General features: G+C 63.8%; 19 protein-coding genes and 1 tRNA gene. 4 read left to right on the forward strand and 16 right to left on the reverse strand.

Annotation, left to right across the window (positions count from 1 at the left end; genetic code table 11):
• Positions 1-96: 96 nt before the first annotated feature.
• From dapE to rpmH, 11 genes are all read right to left on the reverse strand, one after another.
• On the reverse strand, positions 97-1,263 hold the full coding sequence (gene dapE / locus K289_RS0114195) for a succinyl-diaminopimelate desuccinylase (protein ID WP_027552133.1): 1,167 nt from the start codon (positions 1,261-1,263) through the stop codon (positions 97-99).
• Positions 1,260-1,904 carry a DUF805 domain-containing protein gene (locus K289_RS0114200; protein WP_027552134.1) on the reverse strand — a complete coding sequence of 215 codons (645 nt, stop codon included), beginning with the start codon at positions 1,902-1,904 and terminating at the stop codon, positions 1,260-1,262. The genes dapE and K289_RS0114200 overlap by 4 nt, the downstream gene beginning before the upstream one ends.
• A 237-nt stretch (positions 1,905-2,141) precedes the next feature.
• Complete coding sequence (gene dapD / locus K289_RS0114205; protein WP_027552135.1) at positions 2,142-2,987, reverse strand: 2,3,4,5-tetrahydropyridine-2,6-dicarboxylate N-succinyltransferase; 846 nt, start codon at positions 2,985-2,987, stop codon at positions 2,142-2,144.
• Positions 2,988-3,260: 273 nt separating this feature from the next.
• Positions 3,261-3,950 carry a pyrimidine 5'-nucleotidase gene (locus tag K289_RS0114210; RefSeq protein ID WP_027552136.1) on the reverse strand — a complete coding sequence of 230 codons (690 nt, stop codon included), beginning with the start codon at positions 3,948-3,950 and terminating at the stop codon, positions 3,261-3,263.
• A 102-nt stretch (positions 3,951-4,052) separates the two neighbouring features.
• Positions 4,053-5,039 carry a DUF1036 domain-containing protein gene (locus K289_RS0114215; RefSeq protein WP_027552137.1) on the reverse strand — a complete coding sequence of 329 codons (987 nt, stop codon included), beginning with the start codon at positions 5,037-5,039 and terminating at the stop codon, positions 4,053-4,055.
• Between the two features lie 149 nt (positions 5,040-5,188).
• Entirely contained in the window at positions 5,189-6,076 is an 888-nt protein-coding gene (argB, locus tag K289_RS0114220) for an acetylglutamate kinase (RefSeq protein WP_027552138.1), read from the reverse strand.
• 160 nt (positions 6,077-6,236) lie between these two features.
• The gene (locus K289_RS0114225; protein ID WP_371260816.1) at positions 6,237-6,602 is read right to left on the reverse strand and encodes a DUF423 domain-containing protein; all 366 of its coding nucleotides are present in this window, start codon (positions 6,600-6,602) and stop codon (positions 6,237-6,239) included.
• The gene (yihA, locus tag K289_RS0114230) at positions 6,602-7,255 is read right to left on the reverse strand and encodes a ribosome biogenesis GTP-binding protein YihA/YsxC (RefSeq protein WP_027552140.1); all 654 of its coding nucleotides are present in this window, start codon (positions 7,253-7,255) and stop codon (positions 6,602-6,604) included. The genes K289_RS0114225 and yihA overlap by 1 nt, the downstream gene beginning before the upstream one ends.
• 143 nt (positions 7,256-7,398) lie before the next feature.
• Entirely contained in the window at positions 7,399-9,255 is a 1,857-nt protein-coding gene (gene yidC, locus K289_RS0114235; RefSeq protein WP_027552141.1) for a membrane protein insertase YidC, read from the reverse strand.
• Between the two features lie 16 nt (positions 9,256-9,271).
• Positions 9,272-9,670 (reverse strand): ribonuclease P protein component, encoded by a 399-nt coding sequence (rnpA, locus tag K289_RS0114240; protein ID WP_027552142.1) that lies wholly within the window; start codon positions 9,668-9,670, stop codon positions 9,272-9,274.
• A 24-nt stretch (positions 9,671-9,694) separates the two neighbouring features.
• On the reverse strand, positions 9,695-9,829 hold the full coding sequence (gene rpmH, locus K289_RS0114245; protein ID WP_008542748.1) for a 50S ribosomal protein L34: 135 nt from the start codon (positions 9,827-9,829) through the stop codon (positions 9,695-9,697).
• 392 nt (positions 9,830-10,221) lie between these two features.
• On the opposite strand from rpmH, the gene K289_RS0114250 reads away from it, so the two are divergent.
• A complete protein-coding gene (locus K289_RS0114250) occupies positions 10,222-11,688 on the forward strand; it encodes an ATP-binding protein (protein WP_051310570.1) in 1,467 nt (488 codons plus the stop codon).
• 289 nt (positions 11,689-11,977) lie between these two features.
• Positions 11,978-12,054: transfer RNA gene (locus tag K289_RS0114255), tRNA-Arg, on the forward strand.
• A 124-nt stretch (positions 12,055-12,178) separates the two neighbouring features.
• Here the strand turns inward: K289_RS0114255 and K289_RS0114260 are convergent.
• From K289_RS0114260 to K289_RS0114275, 4 genes are read right to left on the reverse strand one after another with little or no spacing between them, the layout of a single operon-like run.
• Positions 12,179-13,030 carry an IclR family transcriptional regulator gene (locus K289_RS0114260; protein WP_027552144.1) on the reverse strand — a complete coding sequence of 284 codons (852 nt, stop codon included), beginning with the start codon at positions 13,028-13,030 and terminating at the stop codon, positions 12,179-12,181.
• A gap of 33 nt (positions 13,031-13,063) precedes the next feature.
• Positions 13,064-13,807 carry an SDR family NAD(P)-dependent oxidoreductase gene (locus tag K289_RS0114265; protein ID WP_198024701.1) on the reverse strand — a complete coding sequence of 248 codons (744 nt, stop codon included), beginning with the start codon at positions 13,805-13,807 and terminating at the stop codon, positions 13,064-13,066.
• A gap of 17 nt (positions 13,808-13,824) precedes the next feature.
• Complete coding sequence (locus K289_RS0114270) at positions 13,825-15,042, reverse strand: ABC transporter substrate-binding protein (protein ID WP_371260812.1); 1,218 nt, start codon at positions 15,040-15,042, stop codon at positions 13,825-13,827.
• Positions 15,043-15,097: 55 nt separating this feature from the next.
• Positions 15,098-15,496 (reverse strand): cupin domain-containing protein, encoded by a 399-nt coding sequence (locus K289_RS0114275; RefSeq protein WP_027552147.1) that lies wholly within the window; start codon positions 15,494-15,496, stop codon positions 15,098-15,100.
• 173 nt (positions 15,497-15,669) lie between these two features.
• Here K289_RS0114275 and K289_RS0114280 point away from each other — a divergent pair, with 173 nt between their 5' ends.
• Complete coding sequence (locus tag K289_RS0114280) at positions 15,670-16,449, forward strand: SDR family NAD(P)-dependent oxidoreductase (protein ID WP_027552148.1); 780 nt, start codon at positions 15,670-15,672, stop codon at positions 16,447-16,449.
• A gap of 34 nt (positions 16,450-16,483) precedes the next feature.
• Entirely contained in the window at positions 16,484-16,786 is a 303-nt protein-coding gene (locus K289_RS0114285) for a Dabb family protein (protein ID WP_035684720.1), read from the forward strand.
• A gap of 81 nt (positions 16,787-16,867) precedes the next feature.
• Here K289_RS0114285 and K289_RS0114290 read toward each other — a convergent pair whose 3' ends face one another.
• On the reverse strand, positions 16,868-17,830 hold the full coding sequence (locus tag K289_RS0114290) for an AraC family transcriptional regulator (protein WP_198024702.1): 963 nt from the start codon (positions 17,828-17,830) through the stop codon (positions 16,868-16,870).
• Positions 17,831-18,062 lie beyond the last annotated feature (232 nt).

The raw sequence follows: 18,062 nt of genomic DNA on the forward strand, positions 1-18,062 counted from the left end.
GAGGGGGACTCTCCACGAGTCCAACTCGTACCGTGTTTGCGGAAGCAGCCCCTCACCCCAACCCTCTCCCCGTAAGAACGGGGAGAGGGAGGAGCGTCATCCAAAATACCGCGCAAGAATCCCGCGATACACCTTGGTCAGCTTCTCCAGATCCACCACCGGCACGCGCTCGTCGACCTGGTGCATGGTCTGGCCGACCAGGCCGAACTCGATGACCGGGCAATGGCTCGAGATGAATCGCGCATCCGATGTGCCGCCGCTGGTCGACAGCTCCGGCTTGCGGCCCGTCACCTCCTCGATCGCGGAAACCGCGAGATCGGTGAACGGACCGGGCTTGGTCACGAACACGTTGGAGTTTGATGGCTCCCAGACGATGCGGGCGCGGATGCGGTTGCCGCAGGCTTTTGCCAAGCGCGACTCGACCAGCTCGCGCAGGCTCGCCTGCGTGTGGTTGTCGTTGTAGCGGATGTTGAATTTTGCGCGGGCCTGGCCGGGGATGACGTTGTAGGCGCTGTTGCCAACATCGACCGAGGTGAATTCGAGATTGGAAGCCTGGAACTGCGCGCTGCCATGGTCCAGCGGCTCGTCGGAGATCGCAACGATCAGCCGCGAGATATCCGGCACCGGATTGGCTGCGCGATGCGGATAGGCGACGTGGCCCTGCACTCCGTCGACGTAAAGCGTGCCGGATTGCGAGCCGCGGCGGCCGACCTTGATGGTGTCGCCGAGCACCTCGACATTGGAGGGTTCGCCGAGCACGCAGTGATCGAATGTCTCGCCGCGCTCGGCTGCCCACTTCAAAAGCTTGATCGTGCCGTTGATGGAGACGTCTTCCTCGTCGCCGGTGATCAGGAACGAGATCGAACCTTTTCCGTCGGCGCGCGGCTTGCCGCCCTGCGCGGCGAGATGCTCCAGCACAGCGGCGACGGAGCAGGCGATACCGCCCTTCATGTCGACCGCGCCGCGGCCGTGCAGGAAACCGTCCTTCACCTCGCCGGAGAACGCGCCGACGCTCCAGGCGCTTTCGTCGCCGGGCGGCACCACGTCGGTGTGGCCGGCGAAGGTGATGTGCGGCGCTTCAGTGCCGATCCGTGCGTAGAGATTGTCGACGTCGGCCGTGCCGGGCTCTGAGAAGGTGACACGGTGGCAGGTGAAGCCGGCCAGGTTAAGCGCTTTTTCAAGCACTCCCAGCGCACCGGCGTCGGCCGGGGTTACCGAGGGGCAGCGGATGAGATCGCGGGCAATCGAGAGAGCATCGGTCATGTGCTCCGCTTAACATGCATGCCGCCGGGCGGGCTAGCGTTGGGCGGGACAAATTCGACCTCGCTCTGCTGGTCCCAGCTTTTCGCAGAGGACGAGGCGGAGCCGTCCTCGAATTCGGCCAGCGGATCGAGACCGAACCTGTTGTCGCCGGCGCTGCCGGGTACGAAGAACATCTCGATGGTGCCCCACAGCCACAGGATGGAGGCTGCCAGGCTGAAGGGAAGCATCCAGTTCGACTTGGGCAGCAAGTCCGAGAACTGGCTGAACAGGCCGGGCACGACGAAGAACGGAATGATCCACCAGCCGGTCCTGTCGCGGTCGTGCAGCCGCTTGATCGCGGTCGCAAGGTAGATCCACAGGAATAGCGAGGTGCCGAACGCTCTCAGGATGAGGGGCGCGCGGTTGGCGGATGCCAGATGACGATAGGCCCGGGGATCGACCATCTTGAAGAGATCGTCGAGGCCGAAGTCGAAGTCGAACTCGAAGCTGGTGGAGAAGGATCTGGTCCCTTCAAGGACCCCGATGGCCTGACTGATGATCTCCAGCAGGGCCGCCAGCAGCGCGACGGTCAGCAGCGCCTGCCACAGCAGCGCGCGGTTGATGCGGCCGTCGAAGCGGAAGAGGTACCAGGTCCAGTCCATACCAAAGGCTCCGGGCGGTCGAGGCCGCCCGGTGATTGGTCGCGATGGAAGGAGGGAGGGTTCGATTGAGCGGGCTGGGGCCGCGGGTCACCTCGCCCCGCTTGCGGGGAGAGGTCGGTCGCGAAGCGACCGGGTGAGGGGGCTCTCCGCGAGGGCAATAGTCACCGTCTTTGCGGAAGCAGCGCCTCACCCCAACCCTCTCCCCGCGAAGGGCGCGGAGAGGGAGAGGAGAGAGTCTTAATCCCGCAGCAGCTCGTTGATGCTGGTCTTGGCGCGGGTGCGCTCGTCGACGCGTTTGACGATGACCGCGCAGGCAGTGCTGGGACCGATCTGGCCGTTCTTCATGGGCTTGCCGGGCAAGGCGCCGGGCACGACCACCGAATATTCCGGCACTTCGCCGATGAATGTTTCGCCGGTCTCGCGGTCGACGATCTTGGTCGAGGCGCCCAGGAACACGCCCATCGCCAGCACCGCGCCCTTGCGCACGATCACGCCTTCGGCGACCTCCGAGCGCGCGCCGATGAAGCAATCGTCCTCGACGATGACAGGCTCGGCCTGCAGCGGCTCGAGCACGCCGCCGATGCCGGCGCCGCCGGAGATATGCACGCGCTTGCCGATCTGGGCGCAGGAGCCGACCGTGGCCCAGGTGTCGACCATGGTGCTCTCATCGACATAAGCACCGAGATTGACGAAGGAAGGCATCAGCACGACGTTCTTGGCGATGAAGGCCGAGCGGCGGACGACCGCTCCCGGCACCGCGCGAAAACCGGCGTCGCGAAAACGGTTCTCGCCCCAGCCCTCGAACTTCGAGGGCACCTTGTCCCACCAATTGGCCTTGCTCGGACCGCCGGGAATGACGCCCATGTCGTTGAGGCGGAAGGAGAGCAGCACGGCCTTCTTCAGCCATTGATTGACCTTCCACTTGCCGTCAGCCCCGCGCTCGGCGACGCGCGCCTCGCCCTTGTCCAGGATCTCCAGCGCCTGATCCACGGCCTCACGGACCTCGCCCTTGGTCGAGGTCGAGATGCCGTCGCGCGCGTCGAAAGCGCTGTTGATGGTGGATTCGAGGGCTTGGAGGGACATCGGAATTTCCTCTCAGAAGGGCAGGATTTGTGATGGATTGGGGGGCTTTTTCGGGATTTGGAGGAGAGGAGTCAAGCTTGGGTTCGCCGTCATCACCCGCGAAAGCGGGTGATCCAGTACGCCGCGGCGGTTGTGATGAATCGAGATAGCAGTGATTACTGGATACCCCGCTTGCCGCCTACGCTAAAGCTTCGGCGTCCCAAGAGCGTAAGCCCCGGCGAAGCCGGGTCGCGGGGTATGACGCCTCATTGGGGCTTCACCGCCGCTACGGCGTCAACGCGACAGCTTCGCCAAAAACCCAGCCAGATCATCCGTGACGTGGTCGACATGGGCGGCATCCCGCCCTTCCAGTTCCCAGTCCTCGCGCACCACCTCCTGCGTGCCGTCCGGCACCACCAGGACGGTGGTCATGCCGAGTTCGTGCGGGACGGTGAGGTTGCGGGCGAGGTCCTCGAACATCGCGGCGCGGGTCGGATCGACCGCATGGTCGGCGAGGAATTTTTCGTAGGTCTGCGGCGCCGGCTTGGGCTCGAACCCGGCCGCGATGATGTCGAACACCGCGTCGAAATGCGTGGCCAGACCGAGCCGCGCCAGCACCGCATCGACGTGGTCGACAGAACCGTTGGTCAGGATCAGCTTGCGTCCGGGAAGTTTCGCGATGGCTTCGCCGAGCGCGGGGTTCGGCTCCAGTGGCGAATGGTCGATCTTGTGGACATAGGCGAGGTAGTCGTCGGCACGCACGCCATGCAGGGTCATCATGCCGCGCATCGTGGTGCCGAAGCGCCGGTAATAGTCCTTCTGAAGTTTTCGCGCTTCTTCCGGCGTGACGTTCAGCCAGCTGCAAACGAACTCCCCGATCCGCGCATCGACCTGCTGCCACAGGTTGACGTGATGCGGATACAGCGTGTTGTCGAGGTCGAACACCCAGGTGTTGACGTGGGTGAAGGTGCGGGGGGATTTCATCTCAAATCTCTATCCGTTGACCGTGGCCGCGACCCCGCCCTCGATCGTCGTCCTGGCTTTCGCCACAACGACGATGGGATGTGTGGCGTCACCACCATCACATCACGGCATCGCAAAGCGCAGCGTCTTGCCGCCGCTCGACATATCCACGGGGCCAAAGCCCGTCGCCGCAAAACCGCGCGCCGGACAATCGTTCTGCTCGCTGGTTTCGAACTTGCTCTCGCGCGTGCAGAGCTGCCTGTCGCCACCCCAGTTCAGCGGCCGGTCCTTCAGCTTGATGGTGCGGTTGTCGCCATCGACGGCTTCCGCGAAGCTGAAGATCTGCTTCGGCTGGCCGGTCACATCCGGGTGCAGGCATTTGCCGGGATCGATGCGATACCAGCCGCGGCTCGTCACTGCCTTGCCGTCGTCGGTGGCAACCGCCGCCATCACCTTGTGCGGCGTGTCGTTGCACCAGGTCAGCCCGCTCGCCGAGGGCGTCTGCACGGCATCCACCATGGTCTTGAACAGATTCGGCGAGGACACGATGTCGGACGAGAGCCCGCGGCTCTTCAGGAAGGCGGCAAGCGCTCCCTGCGTCTTCGGCCCGTCGACGCCGTCGATCGGCGCCGCATCATAGCCTGCGATCACCAGCAGCCGCTGGATGCCGGCGAGCCGCGCCTGCTCGTCGTCATATTCGGAATCCTCGGCGAGATAAGCGACGAAATTGCCGTCATCGCCTTGGGTCGGCGTGATCTGGGTAAAGGCGGCCTGGGTCTGGCCGCTGCGGCATTGCCGCGCTGCGGCGATGACGAAATTGTCCTGCGCCACGCAGAGCATGTCGCTGCCGTTCTGTGGGATCGGCGAGGCGCCATAGACGCCGAGCGCGCGGGCATTGAGCAGGATGCGATCGGCGGAGAGCGTGCCCTGCACCACCACACGGCAGGTGGCGGGATCGATCCGGAACCAGCCTCGCGTCGCGGTCGCCGCCTTGTCGTCGATGCCGATCGCGGCCTCCACCACATAGGACATGCGGTTGCAGATCTTGAGGTCGGCGATGGCCGGTGCGGAGGAGAAGACGAACGAGACGACGGCCGCCGGCAGCGTCATCAGGAAGCGGGTCAGGGCGGAACGGCGGCGTGGCCTTGCTCTCCGCTCGTCAGTGCCGCGAGAAAGGTCGTGGATGGCCGGGACATTTGAGCGAAGACGCGCTTCGCGCTCTTGCCTGGCCATGACGCCTTTCTTTGTCCGCTCTTCCATCACTTATGGATCAGCGTGCCCGTGCCCTGGTTGGTGAAGAGCTCGAGCAGCACGGCGTGCTGCATCTTGCCGTCGATGATGACGACGCCCTCCACGCCCTGTTCGAGCGCGTAGATGCAGGTCTCGACCTTCGGGATCATGCCGCCGGAAATGGTGCCGTCGGCGATCAGTTTGCGCGCGTCCTTCACCGAGAGCTGCGGGATCAGCTTCTTCGACTTGTCGAGCACGCCCGGCACGTCGGTGAGCAGCAGGAGGCGCTTTGCCTTCAGCGCGCCGGCGATTGCACCCGCGAAGGTGTCGCCGTTGATGTTCAGCGTTTGGCCGTCATGCGATGTCGCAAGCGGCGCCAGCACCGGGATCAGCTCGTAGCCGATGAGCTGGTTGAGCAGCGTGAGGTCGACCTTCTCGGGGTCGCCGACGAAGCCGAGATCGACCGCCTTCTCGATGTGCGAGTCCGGATCGACCATGGTGCGCGTCGTCTTGGACGCCTTCACCATGTTGCCGTCCTTGCCGGAGAGTCCCACCGCCTTGCCGCCGGCATCATTGATGTAGCCGACGATCTGCTTGTTGACCGAGCCGGCGAGCACCATCTCGACGACCTCGATGGTCGCGGCATCGGTGATGCGCAGGCCCGCGGCGAATTCCGAGACGATGCCGAGGCGCTTCAGCATGGTCGCGATCTGCGGCCCGCCGCCATGCACCACCACCGGATTGATCGCGGTCTGCTCGAGCAGCACGATGTCGCGGGCAAAGTTCTTCGCGGTCTCCTCGTCGCCCATGGCATGGCCGCCATATTTGATGACGATGGTTTCTTCGTCGTACTGCTGCATGTGCGGCAGCGCTTCGGACAGGATGCGGGCCTGGTCGAGCGGGGAGATGTCGGTCATGGGGCGGATCTCGCTGGCGGGACTGTCGGGCCGCGTTCTATCCGATTGGCGGGGCGGGCGCAAAGTGGTCTTCGCGCCCCGGACGCGGCGCGTCACCATAGCGCGTCGAAGACGCGCGTAAACGCGCTTCAGGTGCCGCACCGCGTCCGGGGCACGAGCGTCATTTCCCCGGCCACACCGCCGCCACGCTCACGGCCAGCCAGCTCAAGATCAGCAGCGTTCCGCCGGTCGGCGCGGCGTAGGGAAACAGCGAATGGCCGGCATATTGGCGCAGCGTCAGGTCGCCCGCGAACAGCGTCGCCGCAATCACGAAGCCGAACGCGGCGATGAGGCCAATTCCGCCGTGCAGAAGGCCGCGCGCGAGCAAGGCGACGGCGGCGAGGACGGCGGTTGCATGAAACAGCAGCATCGCGCTCGCGGTGGCGAGCCGGCTCGCGTCTGTGCCGTGACTGGAGGCGGCCGCCAGCGCCACGCCGGCGGCGCCCATCAAACCGGCAAGCCCAATCAGCAGGCGGAATGCAGCCATCATGATCCCCGCTCGTCCAGCAGCCGCGCCATTGCGGCACGCAGCTCGGCCATACCGGTCGATGAGCGCGAGGAGGTCGCAAGCACGTTGGGGAAAGCGGCCGGGTGTTTTGTCAGGGCGGCTTCGGTCTCGGCGATGCGCGATTGCAACTCGGCGGCCTTCACCTGGTCGGCCTTGGTCAGCACGATCTGATAGCTGACCGCCGAGCGGTCGAGCGTCTTCAGAACCTCGAGGTCGACCTCCTTGAGGCCATGCCGCGCATCGATCAGCACGTAGACGCGCGCGAGGCTGGCGCGTCCCAGCAGGAATTTGTGGATCAGGTCGGTCCAGGACGCGACCTGCGTCTTGGGCGCCTTGGCATAGCCATAGCCGGGCATGTCGACCAGCCGCAGGTCGGACTTTCCGGGGACTTCGAAGAAGATCAGCTCCTGCGTCCGGCCCGGCGTGTGCGAGGTGCGCGCAAGGTTGTTGCGGCCGGTCAGCGCGTTGATCAGGCTCGACTTGCCGACATTGGAGCGGCCGGCAAAGGCGATCTCCAGTCCCGCCATCGGCGGCAGCGTCGCAATCGAGGGCGAAGCCCAGATGAACTGCCAGTCGCGGGCGAACAGCTTTCGCCCGGCTTCGATCAGCTTATCGTCGGTATTGTCGTTCAAGCCCACGGCTCCGTGTCAGTCCTTCATGGTGAGGAGGCGCGTCAAGCGCCGTCTCGAACCATGAAGGCCCCGGTGCCCGTGGCCATCCTTCGAGACGCGGCCTTGCGGCCGCTCCTCAGGATGAGGTTCGAAGTACCCCTAACCTACGTCGCCTTCCTTGCGAACGTCGCCTTGAGATTGTCGAACAGCTCCACCTTCACGCCGTTGCGGCGCATGATGAAGCTCTGCTGGAGCACCGAGAGGGTGTTGTTCCAGGCCCAGTAGATCACGAGGCCCGCCGGGAAGCCCGCCAGCATGAAGGTGAAGATCAGCGGCATCCAGTTGAAGATGATCTGCTGCGTCGGATCCGGCGGCGTCGGGTTCAGCTTCATCTGGAACCACATCGTGATGCCCATGATGATCGGCCAGATGCCGAGTGCGAGATAATGGCCGAACACCGGGATCGTGGTCGGATCGAACGGGATCAGCCCGAACAGGGTGAACAGATTGGTCGGATCGGGCGCCGAGAGGTCCTTGATCCAGCCGTAGAACGGCGCGTGTCGCATCTCGATGGTGACGAACAGCACCTTGTAGAGCGAGAAGAACACGGGGATCTGGATCACCACGGGAAGACAGCCGGCGACCGGATTGATCTTCTCCTTGCGGTAGATCTCCATCATCTCCTGCTGCTGCTTCACCTTGTCGTCGGGGAAGCGTTCCTTGAGCGCCTGAAGCTGCGGCTGGATCGACTTCATCTTCGCCATCGAGGCGTAGGACTTGTTCGCCAGCGGGAAGAACAGGAGCTTCACGATCACGGTGACGAGCAGGATCGAGATGCCGAAATTGCCGAAGAAGCGATAGAAGAAGTCCAGCCCCAGGAACATCGGCTTGGTGATGAAGTAGAACCAGCCCCAGTCGATCAGGAGATCGAAGTGGTTGAGGCCGAGCTCCTTGTTGTAGCCGCCGAGGCCGGCGAACGGGAAGTTGATGCCGACCACGCCGGCTTCCTTGGCGCCGGCAAACAGCCGTGCGTTCGCCGTCGCGGTACCGCCGATCGCGATGGTGACGGGATCGAGCAGATAGTCGGTCTGGTAGGTGTGCACATTGCCGGAGAGGTTCGACGAGAAGCGCGCCTGAAGCTGGGCATTGGTGTCCGGCAGCAGCGCGGAGGCCCAGTACTTGTCGGTCATGCCGAGCCAGCCGTTGGTCGCCTTGAAGTTCACCTGCTTGGCTTCGTCGATCTTCTTGTAGGCATATTCCTGCAGGCCGTGCTCGCCGAGATAGCCGATCAGGCCTTCATGCAGGATGTAGTAGCCGGAGACCTGTGGCGTGCCGTGGCGCGAGATCAGCGCGAACGGATAGAGCGTGACCGGCGCGTTGCCGACGTTGCTCACTTCGTCCTTGACCGTGAAGAGATAGTGGTCGTCGACCGAGATGGTGCGGCGGAAAGTCAGGCCCTCGCCATTGTCCCATTTCAGCACCACCGGCGTCGACGGCGTGAGGTTGCCGCTGCCGTCCTGCTGCCAGGTCGTGGTCGAGTCCGGCATCTTCGCCGTCACGCCTGTCGCGGCCACCCAGCCGAACTCGGCATAATAGGGCTCCGCCGTGCCCGAGGGCGAATAGAGGATGATCGGCGGCGAGCTCGGATTGACCGTTTCGCGGTATTGAACCAGCGCAAGGTCGTCGATGCGGCCGCCCTTCAGCGAGATACTGCCGGCAAGCCGCGGGGTGTCGATCTTCACGCGGGGAGCCGCGGCAAGCGCGGTGTCGCGGCTGACGACCGGCTGCGCCTGCTGGCTCGCGCCCGGTGCCGTGGAGGGCTGCGGTGCGTTGCCGGACTGCGGCGTAGCACCCGGCGTCGGAGAGGCCGTCGGCTGCGGCGCGTTCTTCTGGAGCTCGGCCTGCGTCTGCTGCTGGGCGCGCTGCTTCTCCATCTGCGGCACATTGTAGAAGTACTGCCAGGCGATCAGCACCAAGCCGGACAGAATGACGGCGAGAATGGTATTGCGGTTGTCGGTCATCTCTTGTGTCTCGTCATCAATCCGGTTTGCGGATGGTCGCGGGGGATGGGCCCACCTTCGGGCCGCGTCCCTTCGACGGTCCTTTGGGCGCCTGCCGTGCGGGCTTCCTGAACGCGGCGCGGAGGTCGTCGAGCATCGTCGCGAAGTCGCGCGTGAGCGCCTCCCTTCGGCCGACTAGCACATAATCATGATGGGGGAGCATTGACACCGGATCGAGCCGCTTCACCAATTCGCGAAGCCGGCGCCGGATGCGATTGCGCTCGGTGGCGGTGCCGTTCTTTTTGGTAACGGTAAACCCGACCCGGATCGGGCCGGTGTCATCACGGCGACGGCTTTGCAGGACGAACGCGCTGGCATTCGCCCGCGCGCCATTGGCAACGGCGAGGAAATCCGCCCGCTGCCTTAGCCGTTCCATGATGAAATCCCAAAAGGGTCCGGCTCAGGCGCTCAGACGCTTGCGGCCGCGGGCGCGGCGGGCGGCGAGAACCTTGCGGCCGCCGGCGGTGGCGAGGCGGGCACGAAAGCCGTGACGGCGCTTGCGCACCAGTTTGCTGGGTTGATAAGTCCGCTTCACGGGTTGTTCTCCGCTGACCGGGCAATTTGCCTGTAGAATTGAAGGTAAAGTCCGGAAGATGCGGCCCAGAATGGGCCCTTTTCGGCCCCAAAAGAGCCGCTCCCGACCAAGCCGGGTCAACGCGGACAATTCGGCGCGGCTTATAAGCGAGCGTCCCGTTTTCGTCAACGCCGCAGGAGGGCGTAGATCAGGTGAATATCGCTGTTTCGACGGTGTTTTTAACCGGTGGGTAGCGACTCGCGGCTTCCAGGCTTACATCCCACCTTGGGAGATTAGCGATCCGTAATTTGACCGGGGGTGGTAGCGGGCCGCATTCTTCACCAGCCGAGGCAGTGAGGGCGAATTTCGTGGCAGCGACAGAGCTCCAGCCGACCCAAGGCTTAGATAGATCTATGGATCAGCCGGACCAGCCGGCGCCGCGGCCGCGTGAGCCGCGCCGGCTCGGCCTGTCCGGCAAGCTGCTGCTGCTGACCGTTCCCCTGGTGATGATCGCCGCCGTCCTGCTCTACGTGCCGGCCATCGCCAACTTCTGGGTCAACCGCCTGAACGACCGCGTCGCCGCGGCCAATACCGCTGCCCTCGTGCTCGACGCCGCGCCGCTCGGCATGGTCCCCGATTCGCTGTCGCGGCAGATCCTGAAAAGCATCAATGCGCGCGCGGTCGCGATCAAGATGGGCCAGCAGCGCCGGCTGCTCGCCAGCGACAACCTGCCGGCGGCGATCGAGCACGACATCGACCTGCGCGACATGACGGCGTGGCAGGCGATCACCGGCTCCTTCGAGATGATGCTGGAGACCGGCAACCAGGCCATCCGCATCGTCGGCCCGGGCGTCGGCAATGCCCAGTTCATCGAAATCGTCACCGACGAGCAGCCGCTGCGGCAGTCGATGTACCGCTTCTCCCGCAATGTCGTGGTGGTGGCGCTGATCATCGCGGTCCTGACCGCGGGCCTCGTCTATCTCGCGCTGCATTATCTGTTCGTGCGGCCGATGCGGCGGCTGACGGCCAGTCTTGTCGGCTTCCACGAGAATCCCGAGAGTTCGGCGCGAATCATCGTGCCGAGCCAGCGCGGCGACGAGATCGGGGTGGCCGAGCGCGAGCTGTCGGACATGCAGCGCGACCTGATGTCGATGCTGCATCAGAAGAGCCGGCTCGCGGCGCTCGGCCTTGCCGTCTCCAAGATCAACCACGATCTGCGCAATCTGCTCGCCTCGGCGCAGCTCCTGTCCGATCAGCTCGCCAGCGTGCCCGATCCGCGGGTGCAGCGCTTTGCGCCAAAGCTCGTGCGCTCGCTCGAGCGCGCCATCGCCTTCTGCCAGTCGACGCTGTCCTATGGCCGCGCCCAGGAGGCCGCGCCCGATCGCCGCATGATCCTGATCGAGCCGGTGGTGCTTGAGGTGCGCGAGACCGCAGGTCTCGCCAATGACGCCTCGATCGCCTGGGTCGCCGCGATCGAGCGCGGGCTCGCGATCGATGCCGATCCCGACCAGCTGTTCCGGGTGCTGCTCAACCTCGTGCGCAACGCCGCCCAGGCGCTGGAGACGCATTCGTCCGGCGACGGCGGCGTGCAGCAGATCCGGATCACCGGCAAGCGCGAAGGCGCAGTCACTATCCTGGAAGTCTCCGACACCGGTCCGGGCGTTCCCGAAAGGACCCGGGAGCACCTGTTCGAGGCGTTCCAGACCTCGGGGCGCCCCGGCGGCAGCGGCCTTGGCCTTGCGATCGCCGCAGAGCTCGTCCGCGCCCATGGCGGCAACATCCACCTGGTCGAAGGCACCATCGGCGCCACCTTCCGGATCGTCATCCCCGACCGTCCCGTGGAACTCCTCTCGATCCGCAACGAGCGGGCGAGGGCGTAAGACTCGGCCAGAGGCCGAGTGAACCCGTCATTCCCCATTGCGCAATGGGGATGGCCCAAAGGGCCAGGCCCGAAATCCATAACCCCGGCCCGTGGTTATGGATTCCGGGCTCGCGACTTCGTCGCGCCCCGGAATGACGAGCCAGAGGCGGAAATGCTCCAAAATACCGCCCAGGCAGACCTTGCCAACCGGGGCAAGAGCGGTTAGTCAAAGCGCTCTTTCGCACCCCTTCCGGCTCCGCCCGGAAGATGCGTGCGGGCCCCGCCCGCATTCGCTGTTTGCGAAACACGCGCCCGTAGCTCAGCTGGATAGAGCATCAGACTACGAATCTGAGGGTCGGACGTTCGAATCGTTCCGGGCGCGCCATTTCTCCACCATCCAGAACAAAGCTGTGAACCCGATTTGGCGCTAAATTAGTTGCGCTCCCTGTTTTATTGGGGACCTGCATCGGCATGTCGGGGCGGAACAGCGTCCGAGCTTGCGGAGCGTTTTAACGCCGCCGACTTGATGGCCGTTTCGAGAGCCTTGCGACGGCCGCATCGGCAGCAGCTGTGCTCGTGGGCGATTTCAGTCGGCGCGGCCGCGACGGCAAGATGCCGATTGCAGGCGCATTCGCGCGCGGGGCGTGCAGGTTCTGAGAGACCTGCTTGGCTGCGCTCTGGATACGCGCCTGCAACAGGGCCAAGCGCTCGGGCGGTGTGCGGGCCTCCGACGTGATGAAGACCAGGCTGCCGACAACCTTCTGCTCGGGGCTGAAGATGGCTGTTCCGATACCCAGCAGCCCACGATCGACCTCGCCGTGCGAGACGTAGGCGCCGGCGGCACGCAGGCGCTTGAGGTTGGCGCGGAACTGATCCCAGTTTTCGCCCAGCCCCGCACTGCGGATCTCGTCCGCATGCCACAGCATCAGGTTGCGCAACTGATAGGGCGGCAGATTTGCCAGGATGGGTTTCGCCGTTGCTCCGCGAAACATCGGAAAGGGTCGTCCACGCGCGTAACTCGATTCGATGGACGCGTCGGGCCAGTAGCGGTCTACGCACATGACCTTGTCGCCGTAATAGCTGCAAAGCATCAGGTTGGCATGCAGTTCGTCGCCGATGGCGCGCATCACATCGCGTGCCGCGCGCATCAAGGGATCGTGCTGACGAAGATGTCGGTCAAGTTCGATGATGCGCGAGCCCAGCACGTAGGCGCCGCCGGCAGTCGGGGTCAACAGCCCGCTTTCGGTCAGCGATTTCAGGTAACGGTATGCAGTCGCGCGGGAGCACTCCAGATGCGCCATGACATCTTCCTGAAACACGGCGGTCGTGTCGTCGCGGAAGAGGTCCAGAATGGACAGCATGCGATCTGGAGAGCTCATTGTGTGTTGGCGTGCCTAGTGAATGTGGAAGCCGCCGTTGACGTCGACCACAATGCCGGTTGAATAGGAAGAAAGATCGGATGCGAGGAACAGGATGGCCTGCGCCACTTCGGTTGGCGAGCCGAAGCGTTGCAGCGGAATGCCTTGTTTCAGATCCCGCTCCCAATCCTCGCCGAATTTTCCGAGGGTCATATCAGTTTCGATGATGCCGGGCGCTACACAATTTGCGCGAATGCCGCGTGGTCCCAATTCTCGCGCCAGGGCTTTGGTGAAGCTGATGACGCCACCCTTGGAAGCCGCGTAATGCGAGCCGCCCAGCAGGCCGCCGCCCCGCAGGGCTGCAGTGGATCCCAGATTGACGATAGCGGGCCTGCGCTCGCTTTGCATCAATGTCGGCAACGCCGCTTGCGTGATGTTGTAGGTGCCGGTGAGGTTGACCTCGATCATGCGGCGGAATTCATCGTCGCGCATGTCCCAGATGCGCGTGGCGGCCACGATGCCGGCATTGTTCACGAGGACATCGATGCCGCCGAGTGCGGAGGCCGCCGCCTCTACGGCTTGATCGCAGGACGCGATGCTCGCGACATCGCAATGCAGGTTGACGCGCCGGTCCAATGCGACCGGTTGCGGGGCAGCGGGGTAGGCGCTGTCCAACGCGGCGACGCTGGCGCCTTGCGCCAGGAACAACTCCACGATCGCCGCGCCGATGCCGCGCGGGTTGGCCCCGCCCGTCACCACCGCGCGCTTGCCGGCCAGCAAGCCAGTGGCACCCCCGCTCATTGCTGCACCAACGGGCATCCGCCCTGGTTGAGCGGTCGAAATGCCTGCTCAGCGGGAATCTTGCGTACCAGCTTGTAGTAGTCCCAGTCGCGTTTCGATTCGGCCGGCTTCTTGACCTGGAACAGATAAAGATCGCGCATGACGCGGCCGTCTGCGCGGATGCTGCCGTTGTCGGTCATGAAATCATTGATAGGAGTTTCATGCATCTTCTTCAATACGGGTTCGGATGCATCGGTGCCGGCCGCCTTGATGGCGTTCAGGTAGTGCATGGTCGCGCCGTAATTGCTGGCCTGTACCATCGAGGGCATGCGGCCGGTGCGCTTGAAGAAACGTTCGGACCATTGGCGTGCCTTGTCGTCCTGGTCCCAGTAGAACGGCTCCACCAAATTCAGCCCTTGCGCATACTCCAGGCCCAGGCTTCGCACGTCAACGATGCTCATGAACAGCGCGGCCACCCGCTGCTTGCTGCCCATGATGCCGAACTCAAACGCTTGCTTGATGCTGTTGATGGTGTCGCCGCTGCCATTGGCGAGACCAATGACCTGCGCTTTCGAGGCTTGAGCCTGCAGCAGGAAGGACGAAAAGTCGGAGGTTGAGATCGGGTGCCGGACGCTGCCCAGCACTTCGCCGCCCCTGGCCTTCACCACCGCCGAGGCGTCGCGCTCGAGCGAATGACCGAATGCGTAGTCCGAGGTGACGAAGAACCAGCTCTTGCCGCCGTCATCCGTGACGCCGCTGGCCACACCGGTCGCATAGGCATAGGTGTCGTAGGTCCAGTGGATGCCGTTTGGTGAACAGGCTTTTCCCGTCAACTCACCAGAGCCAGCGCTGGTGTATATCACCACGCGTTTCTTCTGCCGCGTCAGATCCTGAACGGCCAGCGCGATGGCCGAGTTCGGCACGTCCAGGATCATGTCGACGCTTTCGTTCTCGTACCAGCGACGCGCGATGGACAAGCCGGCGTCCACCTTGTTCTGGTGATCGGCCGAGACGACTTCGATCGGCTCGCCGAGCACGGTGCCGCCGAAGTCTTCGATCGCCATCTTGACCGCTTCCACGCCCAACTGACCGGATAGATCGGCCATCATGCCGGACTGGTCGCCGAGCACGCCGATCTTGACGACATTGTCGGACACTTGCGCGTGTGCCGCCATTGGCAGAGTGCTGAGCAGGCAGGCGGCAACGACGTTCTTGTATTTGAATTGCATGGGCATGTTTCCTCGGGGATTGGCTTGAGCGCCGGCCTATGCTGACCGGTCGCGTGGGTGCCTATTCCAGCGTCTGGCCGGCGAATGCGTCGATGAACAGGTTCGGCTTCAGGAAGAAGCTCAGCACCAGGGCGCCATTCGGCGCACGCGCGACATGCCGGTTACCGCGGGGGCGCCAGACATAGTCGCCGGCACAAACCTCGCCCTCGGCGTCGACGATCGAGCCTTCGAGTACGAAGGTCTGCTCCACTTCCACGTGTTCGTGCAGCGGCAATTCGGTCCCCGGCTGCCAGCGGAACAATGCGGTCAGCAGGCCCGTCTCCTTGTCCTGCATCAGCACCTTCATGTCGATGCCGGGCACTTGCGTGGGTTTCCAGGGCAATTCGCCCACTTTCAGGAAGCGCGAGGCCAGCGGAGGCAGCGCGTCGAGGGCAGGGCAGCCGGGTGTTTCCAAAGCCATGGTGTCTCCTCCAGGTTCTTGTTGGAGATCCAACAATATTCTCTCTATTGAGAGTTTGTAAATAGTCTTATATATTGCGACTTACTTAAAGGGCGGATGGCCACAGTGCAGGCTTGCTCCGAAGCGGAAACGCGGGGGCAAACCGTCGACGTCGATGACCGAGGGGACAAAAGTTGAAGCATGACTACCTGAGCGAGACCTTCGGTCTCGGGGGGAGAGTAGCGCTCGTGACGGGCGCAGCACGCGGATTGGGGTTCGCCATTGCGCGCGGTCTCGGCCTGGCTGGTGCGCGCGTGGTCATCAACGACCTGAGTGCGCAGGCTTGCGAGGAGTCGGCGGCGCGGTTGGCTCAAGAGGGCATCGCGGCTCGCGGCCTGGCCTTCGACGTGGCCGACGGTTCGGGCGTCGCCAAGGCGCTGACGCAACTCGAGGCCGAGGGCCTGCCCATCGATGTGCTGGTCAGCAATGCCGGGAATCAGAACCGCAAGCCCGTCGTGGAGATGTCGCCGGACGAGTGGCAGGCGCTACACAATGTCCATGTCAATGGCGCGTTCAATTGCGCGCGCGCAGCGCTGCCCGGCATGACGCAGCGCGGCTTCGGGCGCATCGTGCTGATGTCTTCGGTGGCAGGACAGGCCGCCATGCCGAACATCGCCGCCTACGCCACCGCCAAAGGAGCTATCGCTGCTTTCACGCGGGCGCTGGCGGTCGAATATGGCGCAAGCGGGGTCACGTGCAATGCGCTGGCACCGGGCTTTGTCCGAACCGACTTCACGCAAGGCCTGCAGGACAATCCCCAATTCCAGGCTTTCCTGTCCTCGGCCGTGCCGGCCGGCCGCTGGGCGACCCCGCAGGATGTCGCTCCGGCCGTGGTGTTCCTGGCTTCCGCGGCCGCCTCGTTCGTCAACGGGCATGTGCTGGCGATCGACGGCGGCCTCCTGGCGCGCATGTAAAGGGGGAGGCGCGCCTGGCGCGCTTGCAATTCCGATGTTCCTGCACGTGGTGATGATGCAGTTCAATCGCGACGCCGATGCGCAATTCCGCCAGCGCGTGCAGCACTATTGCGCGCGCATCAAGTCGGAATGCGACGGCGTCGCCGGCTATGATTTTCAGCCCAACCTGGCAAGTCGCTCTGATGGGCTGGACCATGCTGTCATAGGCGCATTTGCCGATTCAGCCGCACACGATCGCTATCAGGTCAGCTCGGCCCACCAGGAAATGAAGGCCTATATGGCCAGCTTCATCGAACGTCTGGTGGTTTGCGATAGCGAAATCCAAACCTTCTCGTGAGTGCACGCCAAGCCAAACGGGATTGAACATCGCAAGGCGCCAGGGCGGTCACGAAACGGGCAAACCGATAGGTCCGGTTGGTCACTTGCGAACGCGGACCTCCGATGGTGGCATGCCGTAGACGCGGCGAAAGGTGCGATTGAAGTACGAGATGTCGTTGAAGCCGGATTGATGTGCGATCTCACTGATTGATCGGCCTGCAAGGCTGGGATCTGTCAGCATCTTGTAAGTCACGGCGAGTCGATGATTCAGAACGAATTCCGTAAAGCTCGTGCCTTCGATCTCGAAGAGCCTGCGGACGTAGGACTTGGAGATGCCCTGCTTCGCGGCGACGGCAGCCAGGCTGAAATCAGGGGCACCTGCCTGGGCGCGGATATGCGCCTTTATGCTCCGCATGCGGGCCGCTGCAACGCCGCGCAAGTCAGCCATTTCAGCCGCATCGGGAGTCGCGCCCAGCAAGAGGGCGCCGAGATCGAGCATATGGGTCACCACGGCCCGTCGCATTCCCGGTTTAGCGAGCGTCTGCCTCTCATTGACGATGCCGAGGTAATCCAGGAAGAAAGCAAGTGCTGGATTGTGCCTGTCGAGAGGTTTTCCCACGGCTTGATCAAAATTCTTTACCAGCGGCGCGATCAGCGTGCGGCTGATCCGCCAGTTGATCACACGGTTCGCGTCGTGACTAATCGATGTCCCCGGTAGGCCATTGGTGGTGAGAATCGCATCGCCGGGACCGAGACTCGCCTCATGGCCGTTCTGCCTGTAGGTCGCAGTCCCCTCGAGATTAAGCACGATCACCGGATCATCGTTGTCGATCATCGACGTGGTATGGCGACAGACGATCGGAGAAACGGTCGCCATGGCCACGGACATTCCGGGCAAAGCGCGCAGGTTCATATCGACCTGGAGCGTCGTCTCGGGCAGAGGTTCGATATCCAGCTTCAGAATTTCGCGGCCATAGACCTCGTGAAAGGCTTCGGTCCTGTCTCGTTCGGCAAACGCCGAGCTGGAAAGCTCCAACGCAATCAGTTCGTCGCCAATAACCAACGATCGCTCCATTGAGAGTGAGATATCCCCGCCCCCATTTGTCGCAAGAAATTGCGCGGCGTTCAAAGGCCTTTGCAAAGGCCTTTGATGGTGACTTCCAGTCGGAAGCGCCTGGCGTTTCAAACACGGCCGGACGCGACCATGCCACCGGACCAACGCGCCTGCTCATGTGGCAAGGCGACCACAGTGATTTGCAATCGCGAGGATTGTAGCGACCAGTCCAAGTCGGTGT

Origin of the sequence: Bradyrhizobium sp. Cp5.3 (assembly GCF_000426265.1) — a bacterium.
GTDB lineage: Bacteria > Pseudomonadota > Alphaproteobacteria > Rhizobiales > Xanthobacteraceae > Bradyrhizobium > Bradyrhizobium neotropicale.

Coding starts and splice junctions, on each gene's coding strand:
- dapE (WP_027552133.1), bottom strand. CDS start 1,263: ATGACCGATGCTCTCTCGATTGCCCGCGATCTCATCCGCTGCCCCTCG.
- K289_RS0114200 (WP_027552134.1), bottom strand. CDS start 1,904: ATGGACTGGACCTGGTACCTCTTCCGCTTCGACGGCCGCATCAACCGC.
- dapD (WP_027552135.1), bottom strand. CDS start 2,987: ATGTCCCTCCAAGCCCTCGAATCCACCATCAACAGCGCTTTCGACGCG.
- K289_RS0114210 (WP_027552136.1), bottom strand. CDS start 3,950: ATGAAATCCCCCCGCACCTTCACCCACGTCAACACCTGGGTGTTCGAC.
- K289_RS0114215 (WP_027552137.1), bottom strand. CDS start 5,039: ATGACGCTGCCGGCGGCCGTCGTCTCGTTCGTCTTCTCCTCCGCACCG.
- argB (WP_027552138.1), bottom strand. CDS start 6,076: ATGACCGACATCTCCCCGCTCGACCAGGCCCGCATCCTGTCCGAAGCG.
- K289_RS0114225 (WP_371260816.1), bottom strand. CDS start 6,602: ATGGCTGCATTCCGCCTGCTGATTGGGCTTGCCGGTTTGATGGGCGCC.
- yidC (WP_027552141.1), bottom strand. CDS start 9,255: ATGACCGACAACCGCAATACCATTCTCGCCGTCATTCTGTCCGGCTTG.
- rnpA (WP_027552142.1), bottom strand. CDS start 9,670: ATGGAACGGCTAAGGCAGCGGGCGGATTTCCTCGCCGTTGCCAATGGC.
- K289_RS0114250 (WP_051310570.1), top strand. CDS start 10,222: ATGGATCAGCCGGACCAGCCGGCGCCGCGGCCGCGTGAGCCGCGCCGG.
- K289_RS0114260 (WP_027552144.1), bottom strand. CDS start 13,030: ATGCTGTCCATTCTGGACCTCTTCCGCGACGACACGACCGCCGTGTTT.
- K289_RS0114270 (WP_371260812.1), bottom strand. CDS start 15,042: ATGCCCATGCAATTCAAATACAAGAACGTCGTTGCCGCCTGCCTGCTC.
- K289_RS0114275 (WP_027552147.1), bottom strand. CDS start 15,496: ATGGCTTTGGAAACACCCGGCTGCCCTGCCCTCGACGCGCTGCCTCCG.
- K289_RS0114285 (WP_035684720.1), top strand. CDS start 16,484: ATGTTCCTGCACGTGGTGATGATGCAGTTCAATCGCGACGCCGATGCG.